Raw genomic sequence first — 22,787 nt, 5'->3', positions numbered from 1 at the left:
TTCCGCCTCAAATCGGGATGGCGCGCGGCCGGGTGCGGCGGAGCCAGGTGATCACCATCAGTCGGGTGACCATGATCGCGGTGAACATGGAGGTCAGGATGCCGATCGCCAGGGTGACGGCGAACCCCTTGACCGGCCCGGACCCCAGGCTGAACAACAGCAGCGCCGCGATCAGCGTCGTCAGGTTGCTGTCTATGATGGTGGTCAGCGCGCGGCTGTAGCCGGCGTCGATCGCCGCGACGGGGCTCCGGCCGTTCTGCATCTCCTCGCGTATCCGCTCGAAGATGAGGACGTTGGCGTCCACCGCCATGCCGATCGTCAGCACGATTCCAGCTATGCCGGGCAATGTCAGCGTCGCCTGGAGGACCGAGAGGGCGGCGAAGATCAAGGCGATGTTGAACACCAACGCCACATTGGCCATCAGGCCGAACAACCCGTATGAAGCGCCCATGAAGACCAGGACCAGGACCAGGCCGAGCATGCTGGCGATCTTGCCGGCCTCGATGCTGTCGGCGCCGAGGCCCGGGCCGACGGTCCGCTCCTCCAGGATGGTCAGCGGCGCGGGCAACGCGCCGGCGCGCAGCAGCAGCGCCAGGTCCTGGGCCGCCTGGACCGTGAAGTTCCCGGAGATGACCCCGCTGCCGCCGAGGATCGGCTCCCGGATGACCGGGGCGCTGATCACTTTCTCGTCGAGCACGATCGCGAAGGGGCGGCCGACATTTTCGCGGGTCGCGTCGCCGAACCGGCGGCCGCCGATCGAATCGAACCTGAAGCTGACCACCGGCTCGTTGTTCTGGAAGGACGGCTGGGCGTCCACCAGCGTGTCGCCGCCGACGATGACCCGGCGATTGACGACGTAGGTCTGTCCCGGCACCTCCGCCGACGGCAATAGCTCGGTCCCCGCGGGAAGCCGCCGCGCCGCCGCGTCGGCCGCGCTGACCGATTGGTCGACGAAACGGAAATTCAGCTTTGCGGTCTGGCCGATCAGGCGCTTGACCCGCTCGGGATCCTGCAGGCCGGGCAACTGCACCAGGATGCGGTCATCCCCCTGGCGCTGGATGGTCGGCTCGCGCGTGCCGGTCTCGTCGATGCGGCGGCGGATGATCTCGATCGACTGATCGACCGCCGACCGCTTGCGCGCCTCGACCGCGGCCTCGGTCAGGCGCGCGTTTATCCTGCCGCCTTCGCCGCTCTCCACCGCGAGGTCGCTGTCGAGCCCCCGGGCCAGTTGGTAGGCCCGATCCCGATCCGCCGGGTCGCGCACGGCGAAGGTCACGGCGCCGTCCTGGACGCCCAGGTCGGTGTAGCCGATGCGGGCTTCCCGCAAGGCGGTGCGGGCACTGTCCACCAGGCCGTTCAGGCGTTCCGTGATGACGGTGTCCACCTGCACTTCGAGCAGCAGGTGCGAGCCGCCCTGGAGGTCGAGGCCCAGGTTGATGGTCCGGGTGGGCAGCCAACTCGGCAGGCCCTGGCCCATTTCCTCCACGGTCGATCGTGCGAGCAGGTTCGGAGCTGCGTAGATCACCCCCAGAACACAGACAAGGATGACCAGGACGATCTTCCACTTGGCGAAATGAACCATGGCTTGCAGATACCTGCCTCTTCGTCTTGTTACTTGCGGCCGAACATCTTGCCGATGCCGCGGGCCGGTCCGGTGGCGTTGTCCTGCACCGGCTCGACTGTCGTCTCGACCGCCTCGGCATCCTTGCCGTCGGCCGTCGTGCCCGCGGCTGTCCGGCCGCCCTTGGCGGGCTCGGTCTTCGCCAGCACCATGTTGATCGTGGAGCGAAGCACGCGAACGCGGACGCCCTCGGCGATCTCGACCACCAGCTCATCGTCCGTGCCGACCTTCGTGATGGTGCCGACGATGCCGCCGCCGGTGACGACCCGGTCGCCTCGGCGCAAAGCCTCGAGCATGGACTTATGCTCCTTCAGCTTCTTTTGCTGCGGACGAATCAGCAGGAAATAGAAGACGACGAAGATCAGGATCAGCGGCAGAAACGACATCAGGCCAGCCGCTCCCGCCCCATCCGCGGCCTGTGCATAGGCCGTTGATACGAACATCCGGTGCTCCTCTCGTTATATTCTTGGCGGACCGCGGGACTATAACGGCCCGCGCCCGGGTTGCAATCGAAACCGGCCAAGACTGACGCGCCGTCCGGAAGTCCTTCCGGGATGGCCGACCCGTCTTGTGCTGCGCCCGAGCTATGCTAGGGTTTGCCGCCCATGCGGCCCGGTCGGGTCGACCGGGCTCCACATTCCTACCGCATATGTAGTCAGGTTCCCGGTCAGTGCAAACAGCTTCAGACAAAGACGATACATCCCTGCCCGTCCTGCTCGCCCGAATCGCCGGCGCGCTCGAACGCCTCGCCCCGCCGCCGGCCCCGTCGCCGGACCTGTCCGGGGCCGACGCCTTCACCTGGCATGCCGAGGGCCGGCGCCTCGTCCCGGTGCCCCAGGTCAACCGGGTGGAGCTGCCGCTCCTGCAAGGGGTCATGCGCCAGCGCGACACCCTGCTGGAGAACACCCGCCGTTTCGCCGATGGGCTGCCGGCCAACAACGCGCTGCTGTGGGGCGCGCGGGGCATGGGCAAGAGCTCCCTGGTGAAGGCCGTCCACGCGACGGTGTCGGAGGAGAAGCCCGGCATGCTCGCCCTGGTGGAGATCCACCGGGAGGACATTCCCTCCCTGCCGGAGCTGCTGAACCTGCTGCGCGCCTCGAAGCGCCGCTTCGTCCTCTTCTGCGACGACCTGTCGTTCGACCATGACGACGCCGCGTACAAGTCGCTGAAGGCGGTGCTGGACGGCGGCATCGAGGGGCGCCCGGCCAACGTCGTGTTCTATGCCACGTCGAACCGGCGCCACCTGATGTCGCGCGACATGATCGAGAACGAGCGCTCGACCGCGATCAACCCCCACGAGTCGGTGGAGGAGAAAGTGTCGCTGTCGGACCGTTTCGGCCTTTGGCTGGGGTTCCACAACTGCGACCAGCAGACCTTCTTCGCGATGGTCGAGGGCTACGCCGATCGTTTCGGCCTCGACATGGGCCGGGAGCAGCTCCGGGCGGAGGCGATCGAGTGGTCGATGACCCGCGGCAGCCGGTCGGGCCGCGTCGCCTGGCAGTTCATCCAGGACTTGGCCGGCCGTCTGGGGAAGCGTCTCGACTGACGCGCCGCTCGCCGGAGAGATGGTCGCGCGGGTCCATCGCCCGGTTGGACTTGCGCAGTTCGAAATGGAGCTGCGGGGACGAGACGTTGCCGGTACTGCCGACCGTGCCGATCTTCTGCCCGCGCTTCACCGTGGCGCCGCGATCCACCGTCATCTCGTCCAGGTGGGCGTAGGCGCTCATCCAGCCGTCCGCGTGCCGGATCAGCAGCAGGTTGCCGAAGCCGCGCAACTCGTTGCCGGCATAGGCGACCACGCCGTTCTCGGCCGCGACGACGGGCGTCCCTTTCGGCGCGCTGATGTTCAGGCCGTCATTGTGAAGACCGCCCGGCTTGGGTCCGAACTCCGACAGGATGGTGCCCCTGACCGGCCACTGGAAACGGCCGGAACTGCGCGGTTCCGGCGTTTCGATGGCGGGCGGCTTGGCCGCCACGGACGGGGGAGGAACGGCCGCGGGCGGTGCCGGGACTGCTGCGGGCGGCGGGGGCGCCGGAGCGGGGACCGCGGCCTGGGGCGGCTTCACCGGAATGCGGGGCACCGGCCGGGCTGCCGCCGGCGCGGGGGGAGGCTCCACGGCGGCGACCTGACCGTTCGGCGGCGGTGCCGGCACGGGGATCGGGGCCGGCTGGACCGGAGCGGGCACCGCCATGACCGGCGGCGCGGGGACCGGTTCCGGAGCAGGCGCCGGCAGGGGACCGGACTGCACCGCACCGTACCCCGGACGCGGCGAATAGGGCGGATACTGCGTCTGGGGCACGGGTTGCGGCACCGGCTGGGCCGGGGGAGGCGGCAGCGCCTGCGCCGAGACGGTCGGGCGCGGCGCCGCATCCGGCGCACGGCCCGCCGCCAGGGCATTCCGTTGGCCGACATCCGCGCCAGGAGCCTGGGCGACCATCGTGTCCGGGCCGCCCGGCAGCTGGAGCTGCTGGCCCACCCTGATCGCGAACGGTTCCTTCAAGCCGTTCGTCCGCGCCAGTTCGGACAGGCCGACCCGATGCATGCGCGAGATGCTTGAGATCGTGTCGCCGCGCTGGACGGTGTAGAACCGGGCCGTAGGCAGCCGGAGCCGCTGGCCGACCGCAAGGCCGTAAGGCGGCTTGAGGCCGTTGAGCTCTATCACCTCGCGCATGGGGACATTGTACCGGCGCGCGATCTCATAGACATTGTCGCCCCGCGCGACCGTGATCATGCCCGGCGCCGACGGTACCGGCTGCTCCTGGTAGATCGAGACGGGAGCCGGCGCGTCGGCGCGGGTACACCCCGCGATGGCGAGAGCGGCGAACAGGGCCAGTCGCTTCCGCGGTCCCATGGCGGTCACGACGTGCGGAGGCGGGCGACCGGCACCGGGACCGGTTCGGGAAGCAGGGGCACGAACCGTACGGGCCACAATTCCTCCCTGTGCAGGCCGGTTTCGGTGCGGCGAATGCGATAGACCCGCTGGTCCCGCCGGTCGTTCCCCAGCGGAACGACCATGACGCCGCCGACAGCGAGCTGGTCGGTCAGGTCCTGCGGTATCGCGCCGTCGGCCGCGGCGGTCACCAGGATGCGGTCGAACGGCGCCTGCTCGGGCCAGCCCTTGGTGCCGTCGCCCGCGCGGGTGGTGATGTTGTGCAGCCCCAGTTGATGGAACCGGGCCTCGGCGTCGCGCAGGAGCGGACGGTGCCGCTCGATCGTGTAGACCCGCCGGGTCAGCCGCGACAGGACGGCGGCCTGATAGCCGGAGCCGGTGCCGATCTCCAGCACCTTCAGCCGGTTATGCAGTTCCAGCGCCTGCGTCATCATGGCGACCACCAGCGGCTGGCTGATCGTCTGGCCGGACCCGATCGGCAGCGCCATGTCCTCATACGCCTGGTCGAGGAAAGACGGCGGGACGAACGCTTCGCGCGGCAAGCGCTCGATCACGGCCAGCACCGCCGTGTCGGTCACGCCCGACCGGCGAAGCTGCATGATCAGGCGGATCTTGCGCGCATCGATGCTCAAGCGAACACCGTCCTCAGCGTATCGAGGGTGGGGGTATGGGTCAGGTCGAGGAACAGGGGCGTGATCGAGATGCCCTTGTCCATCACTACCCCGATGTCGGTGTCCGGCAGCGTGTCGGCGTCGCCCCGAAGGGTTCCGATCCAGAAATAGGCCCGCCCGCGCGGATCGATACGCTCCGTCAGGTCGTCGCCGACCTTTCGCTGGCCGTGGCGCACCACATGGATCCCCTGCGCCTCGCCGGGCTCGACGCTGGGGAAGTTGACGTTCATCAGCACGTTGCGGGGCCATGCGACCGACACCGCCTTCCGCACCACTTCCGGCCCCCAGTGCAGGGCGGTCTGCCACAGCGCCGGCTGGGCCGGATCGAGATGCTGGCTCATGGCGATGGCCGGGACGCCCAGCAGGGTCGCCTCCATCGCGGCGGCGATCGTGCCGGAATAGGTCACGTCCTCGCCCAGGTTGCTGCCGTGGTTGACGCCGGACAGGACCAGGTCGGGCTTGCGGTCCTTGAGGATGTGGTTGATGGCCAGCAGGACGCAGTCGGTCGGCGTGCCGTCCACCGCGAACCGCCGCTCCGCCATCTGCCGCATGCGCAGGGGCCGGTGCAGGGTCAGGGAGTGGCTGGCGCCGGACTGCTCGGTTTCGGGCGCCACCACCCAGACGTCGTCCGACAGGGACCGCGCGATCTTCTCAAGCACCTCCAGGCCGGGCGCATGGATGCCGTCGTCGTTGGACAGCAGGATCCGGGCCTTCGAAACGTCCAGGGGTGCCTTAAGCATCCGCCGCAATCCTATCGAGTCCGCCCATGTAGGGCCGCAAGGCTTCCGGCACGATTATGGACCCATCTGGTTGCTGAAAGTTTTCCATGACGGCGATCAGGCAACGGCCGACCGCGACGCCGGAGCCGTTGAGCGTATGGACGAACTGGGTGTTCTTGTCGCCCCGCGGCCGGCAGCGCGCCTTCATGCGGCGAGCCTGGAAATCCCCGCAGGTCGAGCAGCTCGAGATTTCCCGGTAGGCGTTCTGTCCCGGAAGCCAGACTTCGATGTCGTAGGTCCTGGCCGCGGAGAAGCCCATGTCGCCGGTGCACAGCGCGATCGTGCGATATGGCAGCTCCAGCCGCTGCAGGACGGTCTCGGCGCATTGGGTCATGCGTTCGTGCTCGGCGTTCGACTGGTCCGGGCCGGTCACGCTGACCATCTCGACCTTCCAGAACTGATGCTGCCGGATCATGCCGCGAGTATCCTTGCCGGCGGCGCCGGCTTCGGACCTGAAGCAGGGCGTCAGGGCGGCCATGCGGAGCGGCAGGTCCTCCAGATCGAGGATCCGGTCCGCGACCAGATTGGTCAGCGGCACCTCGGCGGTCGGGATCAGCCAATGGCCGCTGGTGGTGCGGAACAGATCCTCGGCGAACTTGGGGAGCTGGCCCGTGCCGAAGGCGGCCTCGTCGCGCACCATCAGGGGCGGCATGACCTCGGTATAGCCATGCTCGGTCACGTGGAGATCGAGCATGAACTGGCCGATCGCCCGCTCCAGCCGGGCAAGCTTGCCGCGCAGGACCGTGAACCGCGCACCCGACAGCTTGGCCCCGGCGGCGAAGTCCATCATCCCCAGCTTCTCGCCGAGCTCGAAATGCTCCAGCGCCGTGTTCAAGCGGGGCGGCTCGCCGACTCGGCGCAGCTCCACGTTGCCGCTTTCGTCCGGACCGTCGGGAACGTCGTCGGCCGGTATGTTGGGCAGGCTGGCAAGCAGGGTTTCGAGGGCGGCGCCGGTTTCCCGCTCCTCCTCCTCCGTCTGCTGGATGCCTTCCTTCAGGCCGGCCACCTCGGCCATAAGGTCCTGGGCACCGCGTCCCTCTCGCTTGGCCTTGCCGATCTCCTTGGAGGCCTCGTTCCGGCGAGCCTGCATCTCCTGCAGCGCGGTCTGGGCGGCGCGGCGGCGGGCGTCGAGGTCGAGGATTTCACCCGACATGGCCGACAGCCCCCGTCTCGCCAAACCACGGTCGAAAGCTTCGGGATTGTCGCGAATCAGGCGTAAGTCGTGCATGAGGCCACTGGATCGAAGACGTTACGGGAAGTTGTTTATAAAGCTCCTCATGTCCCCGGTCCAGCCGTGCGGACCAGAGTGCCGCGGGCTGTGCTCATTCCGCCGCACTCTGTGGCCTTTTCCACCCAGGCCCCTCACTCTGCCGCTTCGGCTTCCTCGTCGCGCTTGGCCCGCTGCTTCTCCATGACGCGCGCGATCTGCACCGAGACTTCGTACAGCGCATAGAGCGGAATGGCGAGGCCGAGCTGGCTGATCACGTCGGGGGGCGTCATGATCGCCGCGGCGATCAGGATGACGACGATGGCGTATTTCCGCTTGGACGCCAGCGCCTCCGAGGAGACGATGCCGGCCCGGGCCAGCAGCGTCAGCAGCACCGGAAGCTGGAAGGCGATGCCGAACGCGAAGATCAGCGTCATCACCAGCGACAGGTACTCGCCCACGCGCGCCTCGAACTGGATCGGCAGCCCCTCGGGGCCGGGCGCCAGCTGCTCGAAGCTCAGGAAGAAGCTCCAGGCGAGCGGGAAGACCGCGTAATAGACCAGCGCGCCGCCCATGAAGAACATGATCGGCGTGGCCACCAGGAACGGCAGGAAGGCGTTGCGCTCATGCTTGTAGAGGCCGGGAGCGATGAACATCCAGAGCTGGCTGGCGATGATCGGGAACGCCAGGAACATGGCGGCCCAGAAGGCGACCTTGACGTAGGTGAAGAACGCCTCCGTCAGGCCGGTATAGATCATGCGGCGGCCTTCGTGGCCGAGCAGGTCGGCCAGCGGACGGACCAGGAACGCGTAGATGTCGGCGCTGAAATAGTAACAGATCAGGAAGGCGGCGAAGATTGCCGCTATGGAGTACATCAGCCGGTTGCGCAACTCGATCAAGTGATCGAGCAGCGGCATCTTGCTGTCGTCTAGGCCGTCGTCACTCACGGTGGTCATGCCCGCTTGTCAGAGGTATCGGACGGCACAACGGCCGGCTCGGGGGTCTTCCGCTCGGCCGGCACGACCGGAAGCTGCGGCTCGGCGGCCGCCGCGGGGAGCTGCGCGGGCGGGCGACTGGACTCCGGACCCGTCGCACCCCCGTCCGCGTCCCGGTGGGCCACCCTGTCCGCTTCGGCTTCCGGGTCGGAGCCGTCCTCCGCGCGCGGACGGGCCTTGACAGCCGGGGTCGACGTGACGTTGGGATCGAAGGCGTTGCGCAGGGAGCCGGAGGGGTCGATGGTGTTCTCCACCTCCTTCGCCAAGTTCAAGTTGCGCAGTTCGGTCGCCTGCCGGCGCACGTCCTCCAGATCGGCCTCGCGGATCATTTCGTCCACGCTGTTCTGGAAGTCGCGGGTCAGCATGCGCGCCTTGCGCACCCAGATGCCCACGGTCTTCAGGACCTTGGGCAAGTCCTTGGGCCCAATGACGAGCAGCGCCACCACCATGATGACGAGCAGTTCGGACCAGCCAATATCAAGCATTACGGATCGTCCAGGGACGGCGGAAGGGACCCGCTACCAAAGGCGGGACGGCGTGCGACATGGTACTGCTGCCAAGCGCTTTGCGGACGCTCTGCCAGGACCGCTCAGGTCTTGGCCGTTTCGTCCTTCCTGACCGTGGTGGTGTGATCCACTGTCGGCGTTCCGGCCGGCGGAACGGGAGCCATCGGCTGGGCCGGCGCGGCGTGGACCGGGTGCTGGACCGGCTGGGTCGTGGCGTGGCTGTCGATAACCCTGGGCTGGTCGGCGACGCCGTCATCGTCGTCGTCCTTCAGGCCGGACTTGAAGTTCTTGACCCCCTTTGCGACGTCGCCCATCACCTTCGGCAGCTTGCCGGCTCCGAAAATGATCAGGACGATCACGAGGATCAGGACCACCTGCCAAATACCGATACTCATTGAGAAATCTCCAAAGTCCGCTCGTGGGTGCGCGCTGCGGCGCGATATTGGCAGAAAGCCAAACCGACCGCAACGATCCGGGGGATCAAAGCGCCCCGGGATATCACAACTGTTTATGTCGGATCTTTGGCGGGAAATACAAAGGCTTGCCGGAGGTCCAGCGTGATTGCCACGTGCGAATCCTCGGGCGGAAGAAACTGGCCGGGCATCCGGGAGTGCAGATGGCGACCCTGGCCGCCGTCCGGCACGTCGAGATGGATCAGGCTTGTCCGGCCGAGCAGCCGGGCCGCCATCACGCGGCCGAGATTGGGAACGCGGGCGCCTGCGGCAGCTTCCGGCGCGGCAAGCCGGAGCGCCTCGGGACGGATCAGCACCTCCGCCGCGGCTCCTTCGGGCAGGTCGCAGGGCACCCGGCCGACAGGAGTGTCGACCGCGCCGCCGCGTACCCGGCCGGCGATCCGGTTGACCTCCCCGAAGAACTGCGCGGCGAAACCATCGGCCGGGCATGTGTAGAGATCGACCGGGCTGCCGAGCTGGATCAGCTTCCCGTCGCGCATAAGGGCGATCCGGTCGGCCAGGAACATCGCCTCTTCCGGGTCATGGGTGACCAGCATGGTGGCCGCCCCCGTCTTCTTCAGCACATGCAGCGTCTCGTCGCGAACCTGCTCGCGCAGGCGGGCGTCCAGGCCGGAGAACGGCTCGTCGAGCAGAAGGACCGCAGGATTGGGTGCCAGCGCGCGGGCCAGCGCCACGCGCTGCTGCTGCCCGCCGGACAAGGCATGGGGGAAATGGTCCGCATGGGAAGCCATCCCGACCTGCTCCAGCGTCTCCATGGCGCGGCGGCGCCGGCTCTCCACCGGAATGCCGGACAGTCCGAACCGGACATTGTCGATCACCGACAGGTGCGGGAACAGGGCATAGTCCTGGAACACCAGCCCGACGCCGCGCCGTTCCGGCGGAACGCAGCCATCGCCATCGGCGACCACCTTGCCGTTGATCCGCACCGTGCCGTGCTGGAGCGCCTCCAGCCCCGCCGCGATCCGCAGGAGCGTTGATTTCCCGCAGCCGCTGGGACCGACCAGGCACATGATCTCGCCGCGCGCGATGCCGAGGCTGACATCATCCACGGCCATCATTCCGCCGTAGCGGTGCCGCACATGGTCGATGCCGAGCGCCTCCTCCGCCGATGCGGCGTGCTTCGGCGCCGGACCGGCCACGTCGTGCGACGCCGCCTGGGCAATGTCGGGACCACCGGGCGCGGCAGAGACGGAACCGGATCCCGCCGGCGACTTTCCGACCCAGGCCGCCGACCGGCCGCGCAGGGCGGCCCGCAGCGCCGAACGCAGGCTCGAAGGGCGGGAAGCCGCGGTACGGTCGTCGAAATAGGAATGATCCATCGGTCCCGGTCGCTGCTTTGGGGGCGGGCGCAAGCGGCTATTAAGGCACGCCCGCACAGGATTGCAATTGGTTCTTAAAACCAGTCGCAGGGCGGAGGCCGTTTGTCGCAGGTTCCCATGGACCGCAGGAACGGTCGGACGGAGTCATCATGATACGCTCTGGAGGGCCAGCCGGAAATCCGTCTCGCCGAGCGGCACCTTACAAGGCCTTTCGGCCTTCCGGGGAAAGTCCGATTGGCGAACCACATGCCGGTTGCGACACCTTGACTCGAAAACCTCCAAAGTGGCATAAAATTTCCGAAAACTATCAGATCCAAGGTTCGATGATGTCGTTTGATGACTTCGTTCAACGATTGACGCAGTGTCTTGAAGCGGCATTCGGACCTGGAAGGGTCAAGGTTCAACCAGTCGGCGGCTACGGGAACCATGGCAGGCAATTTACCGTAGGTAGCTGCCACGTGATCCTTAATCCTGGAATCGGAGGGCTGAACGTCAATGACGCGCTCATAGCGAAGTTCGTTGCGAAGTTCGATCGCCTGATGAGACCGATTCCGCAAGGGAACAGGTTGTTGTTGGATTGCGCGCGCCAATCTTGATAGCTTGTCGAAGTTGGTATACCCTAATTCTTCACGTTATGGTCGTATGACGTTAGGCAGGAAAACCAATGGCTACGTACCCGGCGACGGTCAAGAACGATCCTGATGAGGGAATATTCGTAATCGAGTTTCCTGATTTCGAGGAAGCGATCGCCGCGGGAAGATTGGAAAAGGACAATCCTTTAGACGTCGGCCGAAGATGCCTGATGGACACCATCTGGTTCCGGCTGGAAGGAGGGCGCGGGATACCGGCGCCATCCCAGCTGAGTTCCGATCAGCTTCCGATTCCCGTTGCCAATTTCACCGTCAACGACAATGCGGCGATCGAGAACGCCGTTCTCGATTCCTTCGTGAAGGCGGTGGACGAGTCCGCGAAGGAGATCATGCGGCACGGCAGGCATCGGATCGCCGAGGCGGTTCACTCGAAGCAGTGGCGCCCCAGGAACAGCAGGATCTCCAACATCCAGGAAGCCCATATGGCGAAGGTCTGGGACATCGTCGCTTCGCTCGTACACCACCGCGAAGAGGCGCGATCCGATGGCCGAAACACCGTCTGGCCGCATTTCTGAAAGGCCTAGGACGATACCGGGCGGGATTTCCCCGCACGGCCCGAGTTCGGGACGGATGCGAGCGCGAACCCGCCGACAGCCAGCAGCATCGGCAGGATGGAGAAGATGAAGCGCCCCTCCTCGCCCCTTTCGCCGATCGATACCAGGATCACGACGAGCAGCGTCGAGGCAGCCAACCACCAGCGTTGGTCGAGCCAGGGCCAGCACCCGCGGCGGATCAGCACGGCGGCCCCGACTGCGGCATAGCCGGCCATGGTCAGGAGCAATACCGTCACGACGCCCCGGTAGGCCAGGATTCCGATTCCCTGGGGATCCCGGTCGTACATCCGCGTCGGCGCGCTGGCGAAAACCGCGAGGCGGTCCAGCACGTGGCCCGCGGCGCGGACCGGATCCTCCAGGATCCTCGCGACGATCAGCGACTTGAGCGCCTCGCTCTCCCTGTACACCTCGGACGTGTTCAGGTCGGCCCAGAGTTCGTCGGCACCTTCCCGGACGCGCGGCAATTCCTCAAGGCGGCGGGCGGACCGTATGTCGGGGTCGAAATCCTCCCAGGCGCGCTGGAGGTTGAAACCTGAAACGTTGGTCCAGGCGATCTGATGGTCATGGGCCAGCCAGACATGCAGGTGCCATCCGCCCGAGAGGATCGCCACGGGAATGAGGAAAGCGGCCAGGGCCCCTGCCCTTCCCGGTGCCGTCCTGGCAATTCGATGGACCTCCACCGCCAGGAACAGCGGCAGCAGGAAGATCATGAAGGGCCGGGTCAGTTCCAGCAGCGAGAGGCACAGCCCGGCGGCCGCCAGCCTGCCCGGCCGCCGATCCCGCAGCCAAGCCCGGACCAGGAGGAAATAGCCGAGAGTCAGCAGGGCGAAGAGGGGGTCGTAGTTCGCCGGGTTTCCGGCGTGGACCGCCACTCCCCGGTGCGCCAGGAACAGTCCGAGGATCAGCACCGCCGCCCGCAACCGGAACCGTTCCGGCTGGATCAGCACGGCCAGCGCGAAGGCCGATGCCACTGTCAGCGGATACAGGAGGTCGGAGAACAGGGTCAGGTCGCGGAAATTGACCCACCACAGCAGTTCCAGGGTCGAGAGCACGGGAGGGATTCCGGTGCGCAACCCCGCCAGGTAACCCCAGACGTCGGCCGCGGTCCGGAACGTCTCCAAATCCAGCGTCCGCATCCAGGTGACCGCGGAGGTGGCCGTGTAGCCCCAGACCGGCACGAGGAAAGCGCCGCAGATCAGCAGGAACCGCCCGACGTTCCCGCACCTATCGATACCCATGCCGGCGATCCGCGCTCCGAAGCCCTGTCAGGATCTCCGAACACCGGGTCAGGGCACAGGTTCCGGCAGGGCCGCGATCTCCCTCAGCAGCTTCGCGATGATCGCGTCGGCGAAACTCGAAGGATCCCTGGCGACGACGACGAACGAGCCGGGCCCGCCGATCACGTTCTCCTGGAAATAGAGATCCAGGTGGCGCCGCCGGTCGCGGTCCTCGGCCCAGGGCAGCAGGCCCGCGCGCAGGATCGGCAGCCCGTTGATGATGATGCCGGCCCGGACGGCATCGTCGCGGGCGAGCGTGACCGGACGGCCGACATTGTTCTCCCCGTCGCCGGAGATGTCGATCACCTGCCGCGTTCCCTCGAACCCGTTCGACTCGAACAGGCGGACGCAGTGGTCGATCAGGGCGCTGATCGAGGTTCGGGACTCGGTAACGGTCGGGCCGCCCGCCAAGTCCCGGCTGAAGGCCCTGGCGCTCGCCGGACCGTCGATCACCCGCCAGTCGACCACGGTGCGCTGCAGCTTGTCGTCGGCCCATTCCACATAGGTCACCGCGATCCGGCCCAGCGCGCCGCCCTGGATCGCCTCGACCACCCGCCTGTCGTTGATGGCGCGGGCATAGCCGTTGCGTTGGAGATGGGCGTCCTCCTCGTTGACCGAGCCGGAGACGTCAACGGCGAGCACCAGTTCCAGGTCCACCGGAACCTCCGCCCGGGCCGCCACTCCGGATAACGCCAGCAGCCCGGCGAAGCCGCTCAGCAGAGCAAGCACCTTCATCCTGTTCCCCCCAATGCCAACCCGACGATTGCAACGCTTTCTCCGGCATCGGGTTAGTTAGTTTGAGTCTGATGCCCTAAAAGGAAAGCCGAATGGTCAGCTTGGGACCGGAGAATGTGCGGATAGGCGCCCATGCCGCGGACAAGGCGGACGCCATACGCCAGGCGGGCGCCATCCTGGTCGACGGCGGCTACATCCAGCCCGGCTATGTCGACAGCATGATGCGCCGCGAGACGGTCACCGCGACCTATCTGGGCAACGGCATCGCGATTCCCCACGGCTTGCCGCAGGACCGTGAGCTGATCCAGCACACGGGCCTGTCGGTCCTGCAGCTGCCCTACGGGGTCGAGTGGAATCCCGGCGAGGTCGTGTATCTGGTGGTGGGGATCGCGGCCCGCTCCGACGAGCATATCGGCGTGCTGCAGAAGCTGACCGACGTGCTGGAGGACGAGGCGACGGTGATGCGGCTCGCCCGCACCCAGGACGTCAACGAAATCGCGGCGGCGCTCGACCCCGCGCGGTCGGCCGAAGCGCCCGCGGCCCCGGCCCCTTCCCCCCCGATCCTGGGCGCCGGACAGCGGGTGGACGTCGAAGTCACTGGCGGCACGGGCCTGCACGCCCGGCCGGCCTCGGTCTTCGTGTCGCTGGCCAAGCAGTTCAATTCCGATATCCGGGTCAGCCACGCGGGCAAGACCGCCAACGGCAAGAGCATGGTGTCCATGCTCCGGCTCGGCGTCGAGCGCGGCGGCATCATCAGCATCACCGCCGACGGCCCGGACGCGGCCAAGGCCCTGCAGACGCTTCGGGAAGCCGTGGAGACGGGCCTGGGCGAGGAGGACGAGGCGGCCCACGCGGCACCGGAACCCGCGGTGCAGGTCGGCCGGCCCGAGTCCTTCCCGCCCGAGGCGGCGCCGGACGAGCCGGGGCTGATCCGCGGCGTCGCGGCGGCTCCCGGGATCGCGATCGCACCGCTCCACCAGCTGCGCAAGCAGGCGGACGAAGTCCTGGACCAGCACGCCGTCGACGCGGCCGCCGAGCATTCGGACTTCGACCATGCGGTCGACCGGGCCGGTGCCGAGCTGGAGGAGCTTCACCGCACCGTCGGACGCCGGGCCGGCGAGATGGAGGCCCGGATCTTCGCCGCCCACAGGGAGTTCCTGGAAGACCCCGATCTGGTCGATGCGGTCCACCACCGCATCGACGGGGGAGAGAGCGCGGCCTTCGCCTGGCGCGAGACGATCGATGAGCGGGCGAACGATCTGGCCGCCCTCAGCGATCCGCTGCTGGCCGGCCGCGCCAACGACCTGCGCGACGTCGGCGCCCGGGTGATGCGCCTTCTGGTCCGACGCAACGAGGCGGAGGCGACCACCCTCCCCGACCACGAGATCATCCTGGTCGCCGAAGACCTGACGCCGTCCGACACGGCGTCCCTCGATCCCGACCTGGTCAAGGGCATCCTGACGGCTCTGGGCGGTCCCAACTCCCACACCGCGATCCTGGCCCGCTCGCTGGACATCCCGGCGGTGGTCGGAGCCGGGCATCAGGTGCTGGAGCTGGCAAGCGGCGTTACCGCCGTCCTGGACGGCTCGCGCGGGACGGTCCTGCCCGACCCCGACGCGGAACGGCTGGAACGGGCCCGGCAGGCGCAGCACGGCGCCGGCCAGCGGCGCGCCGTGGTACTGGAAGCGGCCTATCGCCCGGCGATCACCGTGGACGGCCACCGGGTGGAGATCGCCGCCAACATCGGCGCGGTGCCCGAAGCGGAACGGGCGGTCAATGCCGGGGGCGAGGCGGTCGGGCTGCTGCGAACCGAGTTCCTTTTCCAGGACCGTACCGACCCGCCCAGCGAGGAGGAGCAGTACGAAGCCTACCGCGCGATGGCCGAATCGCTCGGCGGGCTGCCCCTGATCGTCCGCACGCTGGACGCGGGCGGCGACAAGCCGCTGCCCTACATCTCGATGGCGCACGAGGACAATCCGTTCCTCGGCCAGCGCGGCATCCGACTGTCGTTTTCGATGCCGGACCTGTTCCGCAGCCAGCTCCGCGCGATCCTGCGCGCCGCCTCGCACGGGGAGATCAAGATCATGTTCCCCATGATCACCTCCGTGCATGAGTTCCGGCGCGGCCGTGCCCTGGTCGAGGAGGTCCGGCGCGAGGTGGACGGACCGAACGTCGATGTCGGCATCATGGTGGAGGTGCCCTCGTCGGCCGTGATGGCCGACCTGCTGGCACGCGAGGTGGATTTCTTTTCCATCGGGACCAACGACCTGACCCAGTACACCCTGGCGATGGACCGCGGCCACCCGGCGCTGGCCCGCGAAGCCGACGGGCTGCACCCCGCCGTGCTGCGGATGGTCGACCAGACCGTGCGCGCGGCCCATGGCGAAGGGAAATGGGTCGGTGTCTGCGGCAACCTCGCGGCCGATCCCGCCGCCGCCCCGATCCTGATCGGCCTTGACGTGGACGAGCTGAGCGTCGGCGTGCCCAACATCCCGGCCTTGAAGGCGCAGATCCGCGAGATGGCCTACGAGGACGCCAAGGAGCTGGCGCGCCGTGCACTGGCATGCAGCGCCGCCTCGGAAGTCCGGGCCCTGACCGGCGAGGCGGCCTGAGCCATGGACAACAGGGAGACCATGGACACCGAGACCTCGGCCGACACCCGCGCGACGGGCGCCTCGGATGCGGACGCGACGGTGCGCGTCGCCACCGTCACCCTCAACCCGGCGATCGACCAGACGATCTCGATCCCCAACTTCGCCGCCGGACAGGTGAACCGCGTCGAGTGGGAGCAGGCAGATCCCGGCGGCAAGGGCGTCAACGTGGCGGCCTTCCTGGCCGATTTCGGCTGCGCGGTCAGCGTCACCGGGTTCCTTGGCACCGATAACATCGAGATCTTCCGGAATTTCTTCGCCGAGAAGGGGATCGCCGACCGTTTCGTGACCGTGCCCGGCCGTACCCGGGCCAACGTCAAGATCCTGGACACGCCCAGCAAACGCATCACCGACATCAACCTGCCGGGCCTGGCCTTCTCGGCCGAAAACCTGACCTGGCTTCGAGGCGCCATCGACACGCTGTCGATCGACCACGACTGGTTCGTGCTGTCGGGCAGCACGCCGTCCGGCACGCCCGATACGGTCTATGCCGATATGGTCGCCGACCTGGGCGGGCGCGGCAAGAAAGTCGTCCTGGATGCCAGCGGCCCCGCCTTCGCGCAGGGCGTCGCCGCGCTGCCTCATGCGATCAAGCCGAACCTGGAGGAACTGGAGGAGCTGGTCGGCCGCGAGCTTCCCGACGAGGCGGCGATCCTGACCGCGATCGAGGAGCTGATCGACCGCGGCATCGGCTGCGTCGTCGTCTCCATGGGGGCCGACGGCGCGATCTTCGCCGAAGGCACGACCCGTCTCGCGGTGAGGCCGCCGGCGGTCATCGTGCGCAGCACCGTGGGAGCCGGCGACGCCATGGTCGCCGGCTTCATCCTGGGCAAGCTGCGCGGCCTGGACCTGGAAGGCTGCGCCAAGCTGGCGACCGCCTTCTCGCTCGGCACGCTGACGACCGTCGGACCGCACCTGCCGCCTCCGGAAACGATCGAGAAATCCATCGGCGAGATCGATGTCCGGGTCATCGCCCGATAGCCGCGCTCCCGTTGCCGCCTGGAGAAGAGAATCATGAAGAAAGTCGTCGCCGTGACGGGTTCGAGGACTTCCGCCGCCCACACCGCGATGGCGGCCGAAGCGCTGGAAGCCACGGCCGACATGCTGGGATACGACATCCGCGTCGAGCGTCTCGGCCCGGAGGGAGCCAGCGACCGGTTGTCCGAGGTCGAGATCCGCAATGCCGACGTGGTGATCCTGGCGACCGATCAGCCCGACGACCAGGGCCGGTTCGAAGGCAAGAGCGTTCACCGGGCCACGCCCGGCGAAGCGATCCGCCACACCGCGCGCCTGCTGCGGGAGGCTGCCGGAGACCGGGACCTGCCGCCGGTCGCCGAGCTGGCGTCTCCGGGAACGGTGCCGCCGGAGCCCCAGGCCGGCCGGTCCGCACCTCCCCCGGCCGCCTCTCCCGAGCCGGCACCGCAGCCCTCGCGGGCCGCCGCGCCGCCCCCCGCGGCGGAAGCGCCGAAGCGGATCGTGGCGATCACCTCGTGCCCCACGGGCATCGCCCACACCTTCATGGCGGCGGAAGCGCTCAACAAGGCCGCCCGCGCCATGGGTCACCAGATCAAGGTCGAGACGCAAGGCTCCGTCGGCGCCGGCAATCCCCTGACCCCGGAGGAGATCGAGGCCGCCGACGTGGTGATCATAGCGGCCGATACGAACGTGGCGCTCGACCGCTTCAGCAATAAGCGGGTCTATTCGACCTCCACCGGCAGGGCGCTGAAGGGCGGGAAGGAAGTCATCGCGACCGCCTTCGAGAAGGCCGAGATGCCGGGAGACGGCGGCGGAGGCGCCCGGCCCGCCGTCGGCAGGAACCTCGCCGGCGAGGTCGAGCGGCTGAAGGCGGAGCGCTCGGCGCAACGTACCGGCCCGTACAAGCACCTGATGACGGGCGTGTCCTACACCATCCCGGTGGTCGTCGCGGGTGGTCTCGCCATCGCGCTGTCCTTCATGTTCGGCATCGACGCGGCGAACGAGGAAGGCTCGCTGGCCGCGGCACTGATGCAGATCGGCGGGCAGGCCGCCTTCGCCCTGATGGTGCCGGTCCTGTCCGGCTATATCGCCTTTTCCATCGCCGACCGTCCCGGCCTCGCCCCCGGGCTGATCGGCGGCATGCTCGCCAGCCAGATCGGCGCCGGCTTCCTGGGCGGCCTGGCCTCCGGCTTCCTGGCGGGGTACATCGCCTATTACCTCAGGAGCTGGATCAGGCTGCCCCAGAACCTGGAGGGGCTGAAGCCGGTGTTGATCATACCGCTGCTCGCCAGCGTCGCGGTCGGCCTGCTGATGATCTACGTGGTCGGCACGCCGATCGCGGCGATCCTGTCCGGCCTTACCACGTGGCTCAGCGGCATGACCTCGACCAACGCGGTGTTCCTGGGCCTGCTGCTGGGCGGCATGATGGCCGTCGACATGGGCGGGCCGGTCAACAAGTCGGCCTACACCTTCGCGGTGGGTTTGCTGGCTTCGGAGACCTACCTGCCGATGGCGGCCGTCATGGCGGCCGGCATGACCCCGCCGCTGGGGCTGGCGCTCGCCACAATGATCGCGAAGAACCGCTTCAGCCCCGACGAGCGGGATGCCGGCAAGGCGGCAGGCGTGCTGGGCATCTCCTTCATCACCGAGGGAGCGATCCCGTTCGCCGCGAAGGACCCCCTGCGGGTGATCCCGCCCGCCATCGTCGGCTCGGCCCTGACAGGTGCCCTGTCGATGCTTTTCGGCTGCATGCTGCGGGCACCCCACGGCGGGATCTTCGTGCTGGGCATCCCCAACGCGGTCACCAATGTCGGTCTCTATGCGCTGGCGATCGTGATAGGGACCGTGGCGACCGCCGGGCTGGTGATCGTCTTCAAGAAGCCGGGAACGGAAGCGACGCTGGGCGCCGAGGCGGCATAATCCCTTGCCGCCGGCTTCGGTCCGTGGGCGACGGGCAGGTGTCGCTGCCCGGCGCCGGTCGCGATGCTCAGCCCTGCGGCCCGGGGGATCCGGGCACGTCGGTTGCCGGAGGGGTCGGTTCGGGATCGTCCCGGCTGGCATCGTCGCTGTCGGGTGCGATATCCGCGATGGCGTCGTGGTCCAGCCGCTTCGCCTCCTCGACCAGTTCGATGCCTTCGCCATTCTTGCCGGCCTTCGCCTTCTGCATGCCCTCGATAGCCATTTCTCGGGCTTGGTCCTGGTTGTCCTCGGCCATAGGGGCGTCTCCTTGGTGATGTCGGGAGGGAATCCGGTTGACGCATCTGGAACGGAGCCGCGGCCATGCTCGTTCCCACCACTCGCAGGCCGAGTCCGCATCAAGACGCGGCCGGCGTTCCGACGGTGGTGGGATCGGCTGTGCCAAGCCCCGCCCATGCCGGGCGCTTCCCTGTCCGCCTGCACCGGGACGCCGGCTGCCGAACAAGATGCTGCACCGCACCAGCGCGTCCGCTAGAGTATCGTTGATGGAAATCGGGGAAAGTCACCGAGTATGCAGGAGCATCCGTTCGCCGAATATACGAGGGCTTTGGGCAAGGGACCGAAGCTGTTCCGCGACCTGGAGGAGCACGAAGCCGAGGCGGCCATGGCGATGGTCCTGCGCGGCGAGGTCGATCCCATCCAGCTCGGCGCCTTCCTGCTGCTTCTGAGGCGCAAGGGAGAGACCGGAGCCGAGCTGGCCGGATTCGTCAGGGCGGCGAAGTCGGTGCTCGCCCGGCCCGACGACGCGATCGTTCCCGACCTGGACTGGCCCTCCTACGCCGATCGGCACCGGCAGCAGCCCTGGTTCGTCCTGTCGGCACTGCTGCTGGCGGCCGAGGGCGTCAAGGTGCTGATGCACGGCATCGACGGCGGATCGGAAGGGTATGCCCCGACTCCGGCTGCGCTGGCCCGGCTGGGCATCCTGCCCTGCGGATCGCTGGCCGAGGCGGCGGCCAGCCTGCGGAGCGGCAATTTCGCCTATATCAGGCTGCAGGATTTCTGTCCCGAACTGGAGCGGCTGTTCCAGCTCCGCCCGCTGCTGGGCGTGCGGACCGCGGTGAACACCTTCGCCCGGGACATCAATCCGCTGGACGCCCCCGCCCAGATCCAGAGCGTCTTCCACCCGCCCTACCGCCCGCTGCACCAGGAGATCGCGATCCGCCTGGGCCAGCCCCGCGCCGCCATTTTCAAGGGCATCGGCGGCGAGGCGCAGCGTTCCCCCTTGAAGGAGTGCGTGGTCGCGACCGTGGAGGACGGGCAGGCGGCGGAGGAGTTCTGGGCTCCCCGGCTCGCCGAACGGATGGAGACGACCTACCAGTGGCGCGCCGAGGACCTGGATCCCCGCCACCCCGCCCTGCTGTGGGCGGGAGAACTGGACAATCCGGTCGCCGAGCAGGCGGTCATCGCGACCGCAGCCGTCGGCCTGAAGGCCATCGGCCGAGCCGCGTCGATCGAGGAAGCCGAGGCACTGGCCGAGCGGCTGTGGCAGTCGCGGTCTCCAGACCGGTTCCGCACCTGACTTCCCAGGCATCGTCGGGGAAACAGCCATCCGGCACGTAACCGATGGCGAGGCCGGGTTCATACCGTGAGCAGCGGCCCCGGCTTCTCCTCCATCGGCTCCGGATGGGGGGCTGCGCCGGAATCCGCAGCCTCCCCGCTTTTCAGGACGAAGCGCCAGGGCTGGCCGGGAGGCTGCGTGACCATCATCTCGGGGTGGAGATCGATGATCCTCTCGACCAGGATCCGGAGGTTGCCGCAGCCGAACCATGAGCGGTCGCCCCAGGTATTCACCTGCCTGACGATACTGACGAGGTCGAGACCCGTGAGGGTTCCCTTCCCCGTCACCTCATCGAGCACCCGGTCCGCGACCTCCCGGATCAACGTAGAGAAGTCGATGCCGGCGGGGGACGATGACGACGCCGAGCCACCCGCGCCTCGTCTCCCCGGCTGCAGGTCGCCCCAGGTCGCTCCGGTCAGCCATATCGCGAAGAGGGCGTGGTCGCGGTCGCTCAGCGTCAGCTGCGCGTTGGCGCAGGTCTCGATGGCGTTCCGCATGAAGAAGCGGGCTATCGCGCCCGGATCCGCCTCGTCCTCGGTGAAGTTGAAGTCCGACATGGCCAAGCCGGTAACGACGTAGGAGATCGCCGCCTTGTCCACATCGACGCCCCCCTCCGCGCAGATCGCCGAGACCTGCCCTTCGAGGGCCAGCTGATCCTGATAAGGCTCCCGTTCCAGGGCCTGCCCGATGGCGCGGAACAGCTTGCCATAGGTGGCTGCCGGCAAGGGGGGCATGTCGGTGATCGAGGCGATACGCCCGATGAAGTCCTGGAGTTCCTCGGCCTCCGTTTCGGTCGGCTGAACGCCGGCGTCGGGTAACGCCGGCGGCCTGTGCCGCGAGCGGTCGAACGCGAAGCCGGTGCCGGTGGTATCGATGCCGATATCCGGACCGCCGTTGGCAAGGATCAGCGCCTTCAGGGTGCCATGCCCCGCCCATTGGCGCTGCTCCTTGACCCAATGGCCCATGGTGCGGGTGACCGTCTGCCCCAAGGTGGCAAGGGCTACGGGTCTGTCCGACGCCGAAAGCTCGGCACGCACGGCCGCCATGATGCGGCTTTTCAAGGCCGCGTCGTCCAATGCCGCCAGATCCTGCCCGGCGGGCGATCCGGCGGCGGACGGTCCGGCACCCTTCCATTCCACCCGCCAGTCCGCTTCGCCGATCGCCCTCAGTTCCAGGCCGGGCAACAGGCCGCAGAGCTGTTCGACCAGGGAACGCAGGTTGCCGAAGCCGAACCAGGAGCTGTTGGTGAACTGGGGAAACCTGCGCAGCACCTCGTGCACGTCCCGGCTGGCGACCGGTCCGCTGGAACGCGCCTGTTCGGCCAGCGCCCCGGCGACGCTGGGCAGGAGGGCCGCATAGCCATCGCCGCGCCCGCCGGAGGTCGGGATCGGCGCCGCCGAGGACCCGAAGGCGGAACGCGCCTCTATTCCCAGGGCCTCCTCGACGAAGACGTTCTGGTCGATCACGGAGTCGCAAGCGGCGCGGTACGCCGCGGCGGAAAACCGGCTGCTCCAGATGGCGGTGCGCCGGTCGTGGGCGCGCAGCCTCAGCAGGACCGGAGTGAAATCGGCATCCGCGGACAGGATGATGAATTCGTCGATTCGGGTCGTGTGGGTCAGGGTGTCCAGGATGTCCATCACCATCACGATGTCGGCGCTGTTCTTGCCGCGCGACGTGACGGGTGGGCAGTCGATGACCGAAAACGCATTCCGGCTGAAATAGGCCCGATAGTTGCCGAATCCGGTGGCGGTCGGGTTCAGGTAGCAGCGGCGGATAAGGATCGCGCGACGGGCCGCGTGAGGATTTCCCTCGTAAGCGCCGCTTTCGAGCCACCTGAGCCAGCGAAGCGGATCGGTCGCGAAACGCTCGGCCGACTGAGGATTCACATTCAAGAGGTTGATGTAGACGTTATCGAAATCGACGAAGACAGCTGTCTTTATACGACCGG

20 protein-coding genes are annotated in these 22,787 nt (G+C 67.8%); 6 read left to right on the top strand and 14 right to left on the bottom strand.

Going from position 1 to position 22,787, the window contains the following annotated elements; genetic code table 11:
* Positions 1-7: 7 nt before the first annotated feature.
* Together secD and yajC are read right to left on the bottom strand one after the other, a co-directional pair.
* Positions 8-1,582 (bottom strand): protein translocase subunit SecD, encoded by a 1,575-nt coding sequence (gene secD, locus IGS68_RS10400; RefSeq protein WP_201079653.1) that lies wholly within the window; start codon positions 1,580-1,582, stop codon positions 8-10.
* A 29-nt stretch (positions 1,583-1,611) separates the two neighbouring features.
* Complete coding sequence (gene yajC, locus IGS68_RS10395; protein WP_201079651.1) at positions 1,612-2,064, bottom strand: preprotein translocase subunit YajC; 453 nt, start codon at positions 2,062-2,064, stop codon at positions 1,612-1,614.
* A 227-nt stretch (positions 2,065-2,291) separates the two neighbouring features.
* On the opposite strand from yajC, the gene IGS68_RS10390 reads away from it, so the two are divergent.
* On the top strand, positions 2,292-3,167 hold the full coding sequence (locus tag IGS68_RS10390; RefSeq protein WP_201079649.1) for an ATP-binding protein: 876 nt from the start codon (positions 2,292-2,294) through the stop codon (positions 3,165-3,167).
* Here IGS68_RS10390 and IGS68_RS36165 read toward each other — a convergent pair.
* The 8 genes from IGS68_RS36165 to IGS68_RS10350 all read right to left on the bottom strand — a co-directional run bounded on the left by IGS68_RS36165 (position 3,124) and on the right by IGS68_RS10350 (position 10,462).
* Positions 3,124-4,473, bottom strand: a complete 1,350-nt coding sequence (locus IGS68_RS36165; protein WP_201079647.1) for a peptidoglycan DD-metalloendopeptidase family protein — start codon at positions 4,471-4,473, stop codon at positions 3,124-3,126. The two genes, IGS68_RS10390 and IGS68_RS36165, sit on opposite strands and share 44 nt — an antisense overlap.
* A gap of 5 nt (positions 4,474-4,478) precedes the next feature.
* Complete coding sequence (locus tag IGS68_RS10380) at positions 4,479-5,144, bottom strand: protein-L-isoaspartate(D-aspartate) O-methyltransferase (RefSeq protein WP_201079645.1); 666 nt, start codon at positions 5,142-5,144, stop codon at positions 4,479-4,481.
* A complete protein-coding gene (gene surE / locus IGS68_RS10375) occupies positions 5,141-5,923 on the bottom strand; it encodes a 5'/3'-nucleotidase SurE (RefSeq protein WP_201079643.1) in 783 nt (260 codons plus the stop codon). Before surE ends, IGS68_RS10380 begins: the two co-directional genes overlap by 4 nt.
* On the bottom strand, positions 5,916-7,190 hold the full coding sequence (gene serS, locus IGS68_RS10370) for a serine--tRNA ligase (RefSeq protein WP_201079641.1): 1,275 nt from the start codon (positions 7,188-7,190) through the stop codon (positions 5,916-5,918). The genes surE and serS overlap by 8 nt, the downstream gene beginning before the upstream one ends.
* Positions 7,191-7,324: 134 nt before the next feature.
* Positions 7,325-8,125 (bottom strand): twin-arginine translocase subunit TatC, encoded by an 801-nt coding sequence (gene tatC, locus IGS68_RS10365; protein WP_201079639.1) that lies wholly within the window; start codon positions 8,123-8,125, stop codon positions 7,325-7,327.
* Complete coding sequence (gene tatB / locus IGS68_RS10360) at positions 8,122-8,649, bottom strand: Sec-independent protein translocase protein TatB (protein WP_201079637.1); 528 nt, start codon at positions 8,647-8,649, stop codon at positions 8,122-8,124. Before tatB ends, tatC begins: the two co-directional genes overlap by 4 nt.
* A gap of 104 nt (positions 8,650-8,753) precedes the next feature.
* Positions 8,754-9,065, bottom strand: a complete 312-nt coding sequence (gene tatA, locus IGS68_RS36295) for a twin-arginine translocase TatA/TatE family subunit (protein ID WP_201079635.1) — start codon at positions 9,063-9,065, stop codon at positions 8,754-8,756.
* Positions 9,066-9,178: 113 nt separating this feature from the next.
* The gene (locus tag IGS68_RS10350; RefSeq protein WP_201079633.1) at positions 9,179-10,462 is read right to left on the bottom strand and encodes an ABC transporter ATP-binding protein; all 1,284 of its coding nucleotides are present in this window, start codon (positions 10,460-10,462) and stop codon (positions 9,179-9,181) included.
* 664 nt (positions 10,463-11,126) lie between these two features.
* On the opposite strand from IGS68_RS10350, the gene IGS68_RS10345 reads away from it, so the two are divergent.
* Positions 11,127-11,627 carry a hypothetical protein gene (locus tag IGS68_RS10345; RefSeq protein WP_206379354.1) on the top strand — a complete coding sequence of 167 codons (501 nt, stop codon included), beginning with the start codon at positions 11,127-11,129 and terminating at the stop codon, positions 11,625-11,627.
* A gap of 5 nt (positions 11,628-11,632) precedes the next feature.
* Here the strand turns inward: IGS68_RS10345 and IGS68_RS10340 are convergent, their stop codons facing one another.
* Positions 11,633-12,904 carry a glycosyltransferase family protein gene (locus IGS68_RS10340; RefSeq protein ID WP_201079629.1) on the bottom strand — a complete coding sequence of 424 codons (1,272 nt, stop codon included), beginning with the start codon at positions 12,902-12,904 and terminating at the stop codon, positions 11,633-11,635.
* Between the two features lie 48 nt (positions 12,905-12,952).
* The gene (locus tag IGS68_RS10335) at positions 12,953-13,678 is read right to left on the bottom strand and encodes a DUF1194 domain-containing protein (RefSeq protein WP_201079627.1); all 726 of its coding nucleotides are present in this window, start codon (positions 13,676-13,678) and stop codon (positions 12,953-12,955) included.
* 92 nt (positions 13,679-13,770) lie between these two features.
* Here IGS68_RS10335 and ptsP point away from each other — a divergent pair, with 92 nt between their 5' ends.
* The 3 genes from ptsP to IGS68_RS10320 are packed head-to-tail and all read left to right on the top strand — an operon-like array spanning position 13,771 to position 19,224.
* On the top strand, positions 13,771-16,290 hold the full coding sequence (gene ptsP / locus IGS68_RS10330) for a phosphoenolpyruvate--protein phosphotransferase (RefSeq protein WP_201079625.1): 2,520 nt from the start codon (positions 13,771-13,773) through the stop codon (positions 16,288-16,290).
* 3 nt (positions 16,291-16,293) lie between these two features.
* Positions 16,294-17,310, top strand: a complete 1,017-nt coding sequence (gene pfkB, locus IGS68_RS10325) for a 1-phosphofructokinase (RefSeq protein ID WP_201079623.1) — start codon at positions 16,294-16,296, stop codon at positions 17,308-17,310.
* Between the two features lie 33 nt (positions 17,311-17,343).
* Positions 17,344-19,224 carry a PTS fructose-like transporter subunit IIB gene (locus IGS68_RS10320; RefSeq protein WP_201079621.1) on the top strand — a complete coding sequence of 627 codons (1,881 nt, stop codon included), beginning with the start codon at positions 17,344-17,346 and terminating at the stop codon, positions 19,222-19,224.
* 67 nt (positions 19,225-19,291) lie between these two features.
* On the opposite strand, the gene IGS68_RS10315 is transcribed toward IGS68_RS10320, so the two are convergent.
* On the bottom strand, positions 19,292-19,519 hold the full coding sequence (locus tag IGS68_RS10315) for a hypothetical protein (RefSeq protein ID WP_201079619.1): 228 nt from the start codon (positions 19,517-19,519) through the stop codon (positions 19,292-19,294).
* Positions 19,520-19,792: 273 nt separating this feature from the next.
* Here IGS68_RS10315 and IGS68_RS10310 point away from each other — a divergent pair, with 273 nt between their 5' ends.
* Entirely contained in the window at positions 19,793-20,800 is a 1,008-nt protein-coding gene (locus IGS68_RS10310; protein WP_201079617.1) for a glycosyl transferase family protein, read from the top strand.
* Positions 20,801-20,859: 59 nt separating this feature from the next.
* On the opposite strand, the gene IGS68_RS10305 is transcribed toward IGS68_RS10310, so the two are convergent.
* Positions 20,860-22,725: an NYN domain-containing protein gene (locus IGS68_RS10305; protein WP_247881365.1), complete on the bottom strand. Its 1,866-nt coding sequence runs from the start codon at positions 22,723-22,725 to the stop codon at positions 20,860-20,862.
* Positions 22,726-22,787 lie beyond the last annotated feature (62 nt).

Origin of the sequence: Skermanella sp. TT6, assembly GCF_016653635.2 — a bacterium.
Lineage (GTDB): Bacteria > Pseudomonadota > Alphaproteobacteria > Azospirillales > Azospirillaceae > Skermanella > Skermanella cutis.
This window is presented reverse-complemented; position numbering and strand designations above follow the sequence as displayed.

Bases quoted from the DNA above. Each gene is read 5' to 3' on its own strand.
- tatA (WP_201079635.1), bottom strand. From the start codon at position 9,065: ATGAGTATCGGTATTTGGCAGGTGGTCCTGATCCTCGTGATCGTCCTG.
- IGS68_RS36165 (WP_201079647.1), bottom strand. From the start codon at position 4,473: ATGGGACCGCGGAAGCGACTGGCCCTGTTCGCCGCTCTCGCCATCGCG.
- IGS68_RS10310 (WP_201079617.1), top strand. From the start codon at position 19,793: ATGCAGGAGCATCCGTTCGCCGAATATACGAGGGCTTTGGGCAAGGGA.
- pfkB (WP_201079623.1), top strand. From the start codon at position 16,294: ATGGACAACAGGGAGACCATGGACACCGAGACCTCGGCCGACACCCGC.
- IGS68_RS10315 (WP_201079619.1), bottom strand. From the start codon at position 19,519: ATGGCCGAGGACAACCAGGACCAAGCCCGAGAAATGGCTATCGAGGGC.
- ptsP (WP_201079625.1), top strand. From the start codon at position 13,771: ATGGTCAGCTTGGGACCGGAGAATGTGCGGATAGGCGCCCATGCCGCG.
- tatB (WP_201079637.1), bottom strand. From the start codon at position 8,649: ATGCTTGATATTGGCTGGTCCGAACTGCTCGTCATCATGGTGGTGGCG.
- tatC (WP_201079639.1), bottom strand. From the start codon at position 8,125: ATGACCACCGTGAGTGACGACGGCCTAGACGACAGCAAGATGCCGCTG.
- serS (WP_201079641.1), bottom strand. From the start codon at position 7,190: ATGCACGACTTACGCCTGATTCGCGACAATCCCGAAGCTTTCGACCGT.
- IGS68_RS10320 (WP_201079621.1), top strand. From the start codon at position 17,344: ATGAAGAAAGTCGTCGCCGTGACGGGTTCGAGGACTTCCGCCGCCCAC.
- IGS68_RS10340 (WP_201079629.1), bottom strand. From the start codon at position 12,904: ATGGGTATCGATAGGTGCGGGAACGTCGGGCGGTTCCTGCTGATCTGC.
- yajC (WP_201079651.1), bottom strand. From the start codon at position 2,064: ATGTTCGTATCAACGGCCTATGCACAGGCCGCGGATGGGGCGGGAGCG.
- secD (WP_201079653.1), bottom strand. From the start codon at position 1,582: ATGGTTCATTTCGCCAAGTGGAAGATCGTCCTGGTCATCCTTGTCTGT.
- IGS68_RS10345 (WP_206379354.1), top strand. From the start codon at position 11,127: ATGGCTACGTACCCGGCGACGGTCAAGAACGATCCTGATGAGGGAATA.
- surE (WP_201079643.1), bottom strand. From the start codon at position 5,923: ATGCTTAAGGCACCCCTGGACGTTTCGAAGGCCCGGATCCTGCTGTCC.
- IGS68_RS10335 (WP_201079627.1), bottom strand. From the start codon at position 13,678: ATGAAGGTGCTTGCTCTGCTGAGCGGCTTCGCCGGGCTGCTGGCGTTA.
- IGS68_RS10350 (WP_201079633.1), bottom strand. From the start codon at position 10,462: ATGGATCATTCCTATTTCGACGACCGTACCGCGGCTTCCCGCCCTTCG.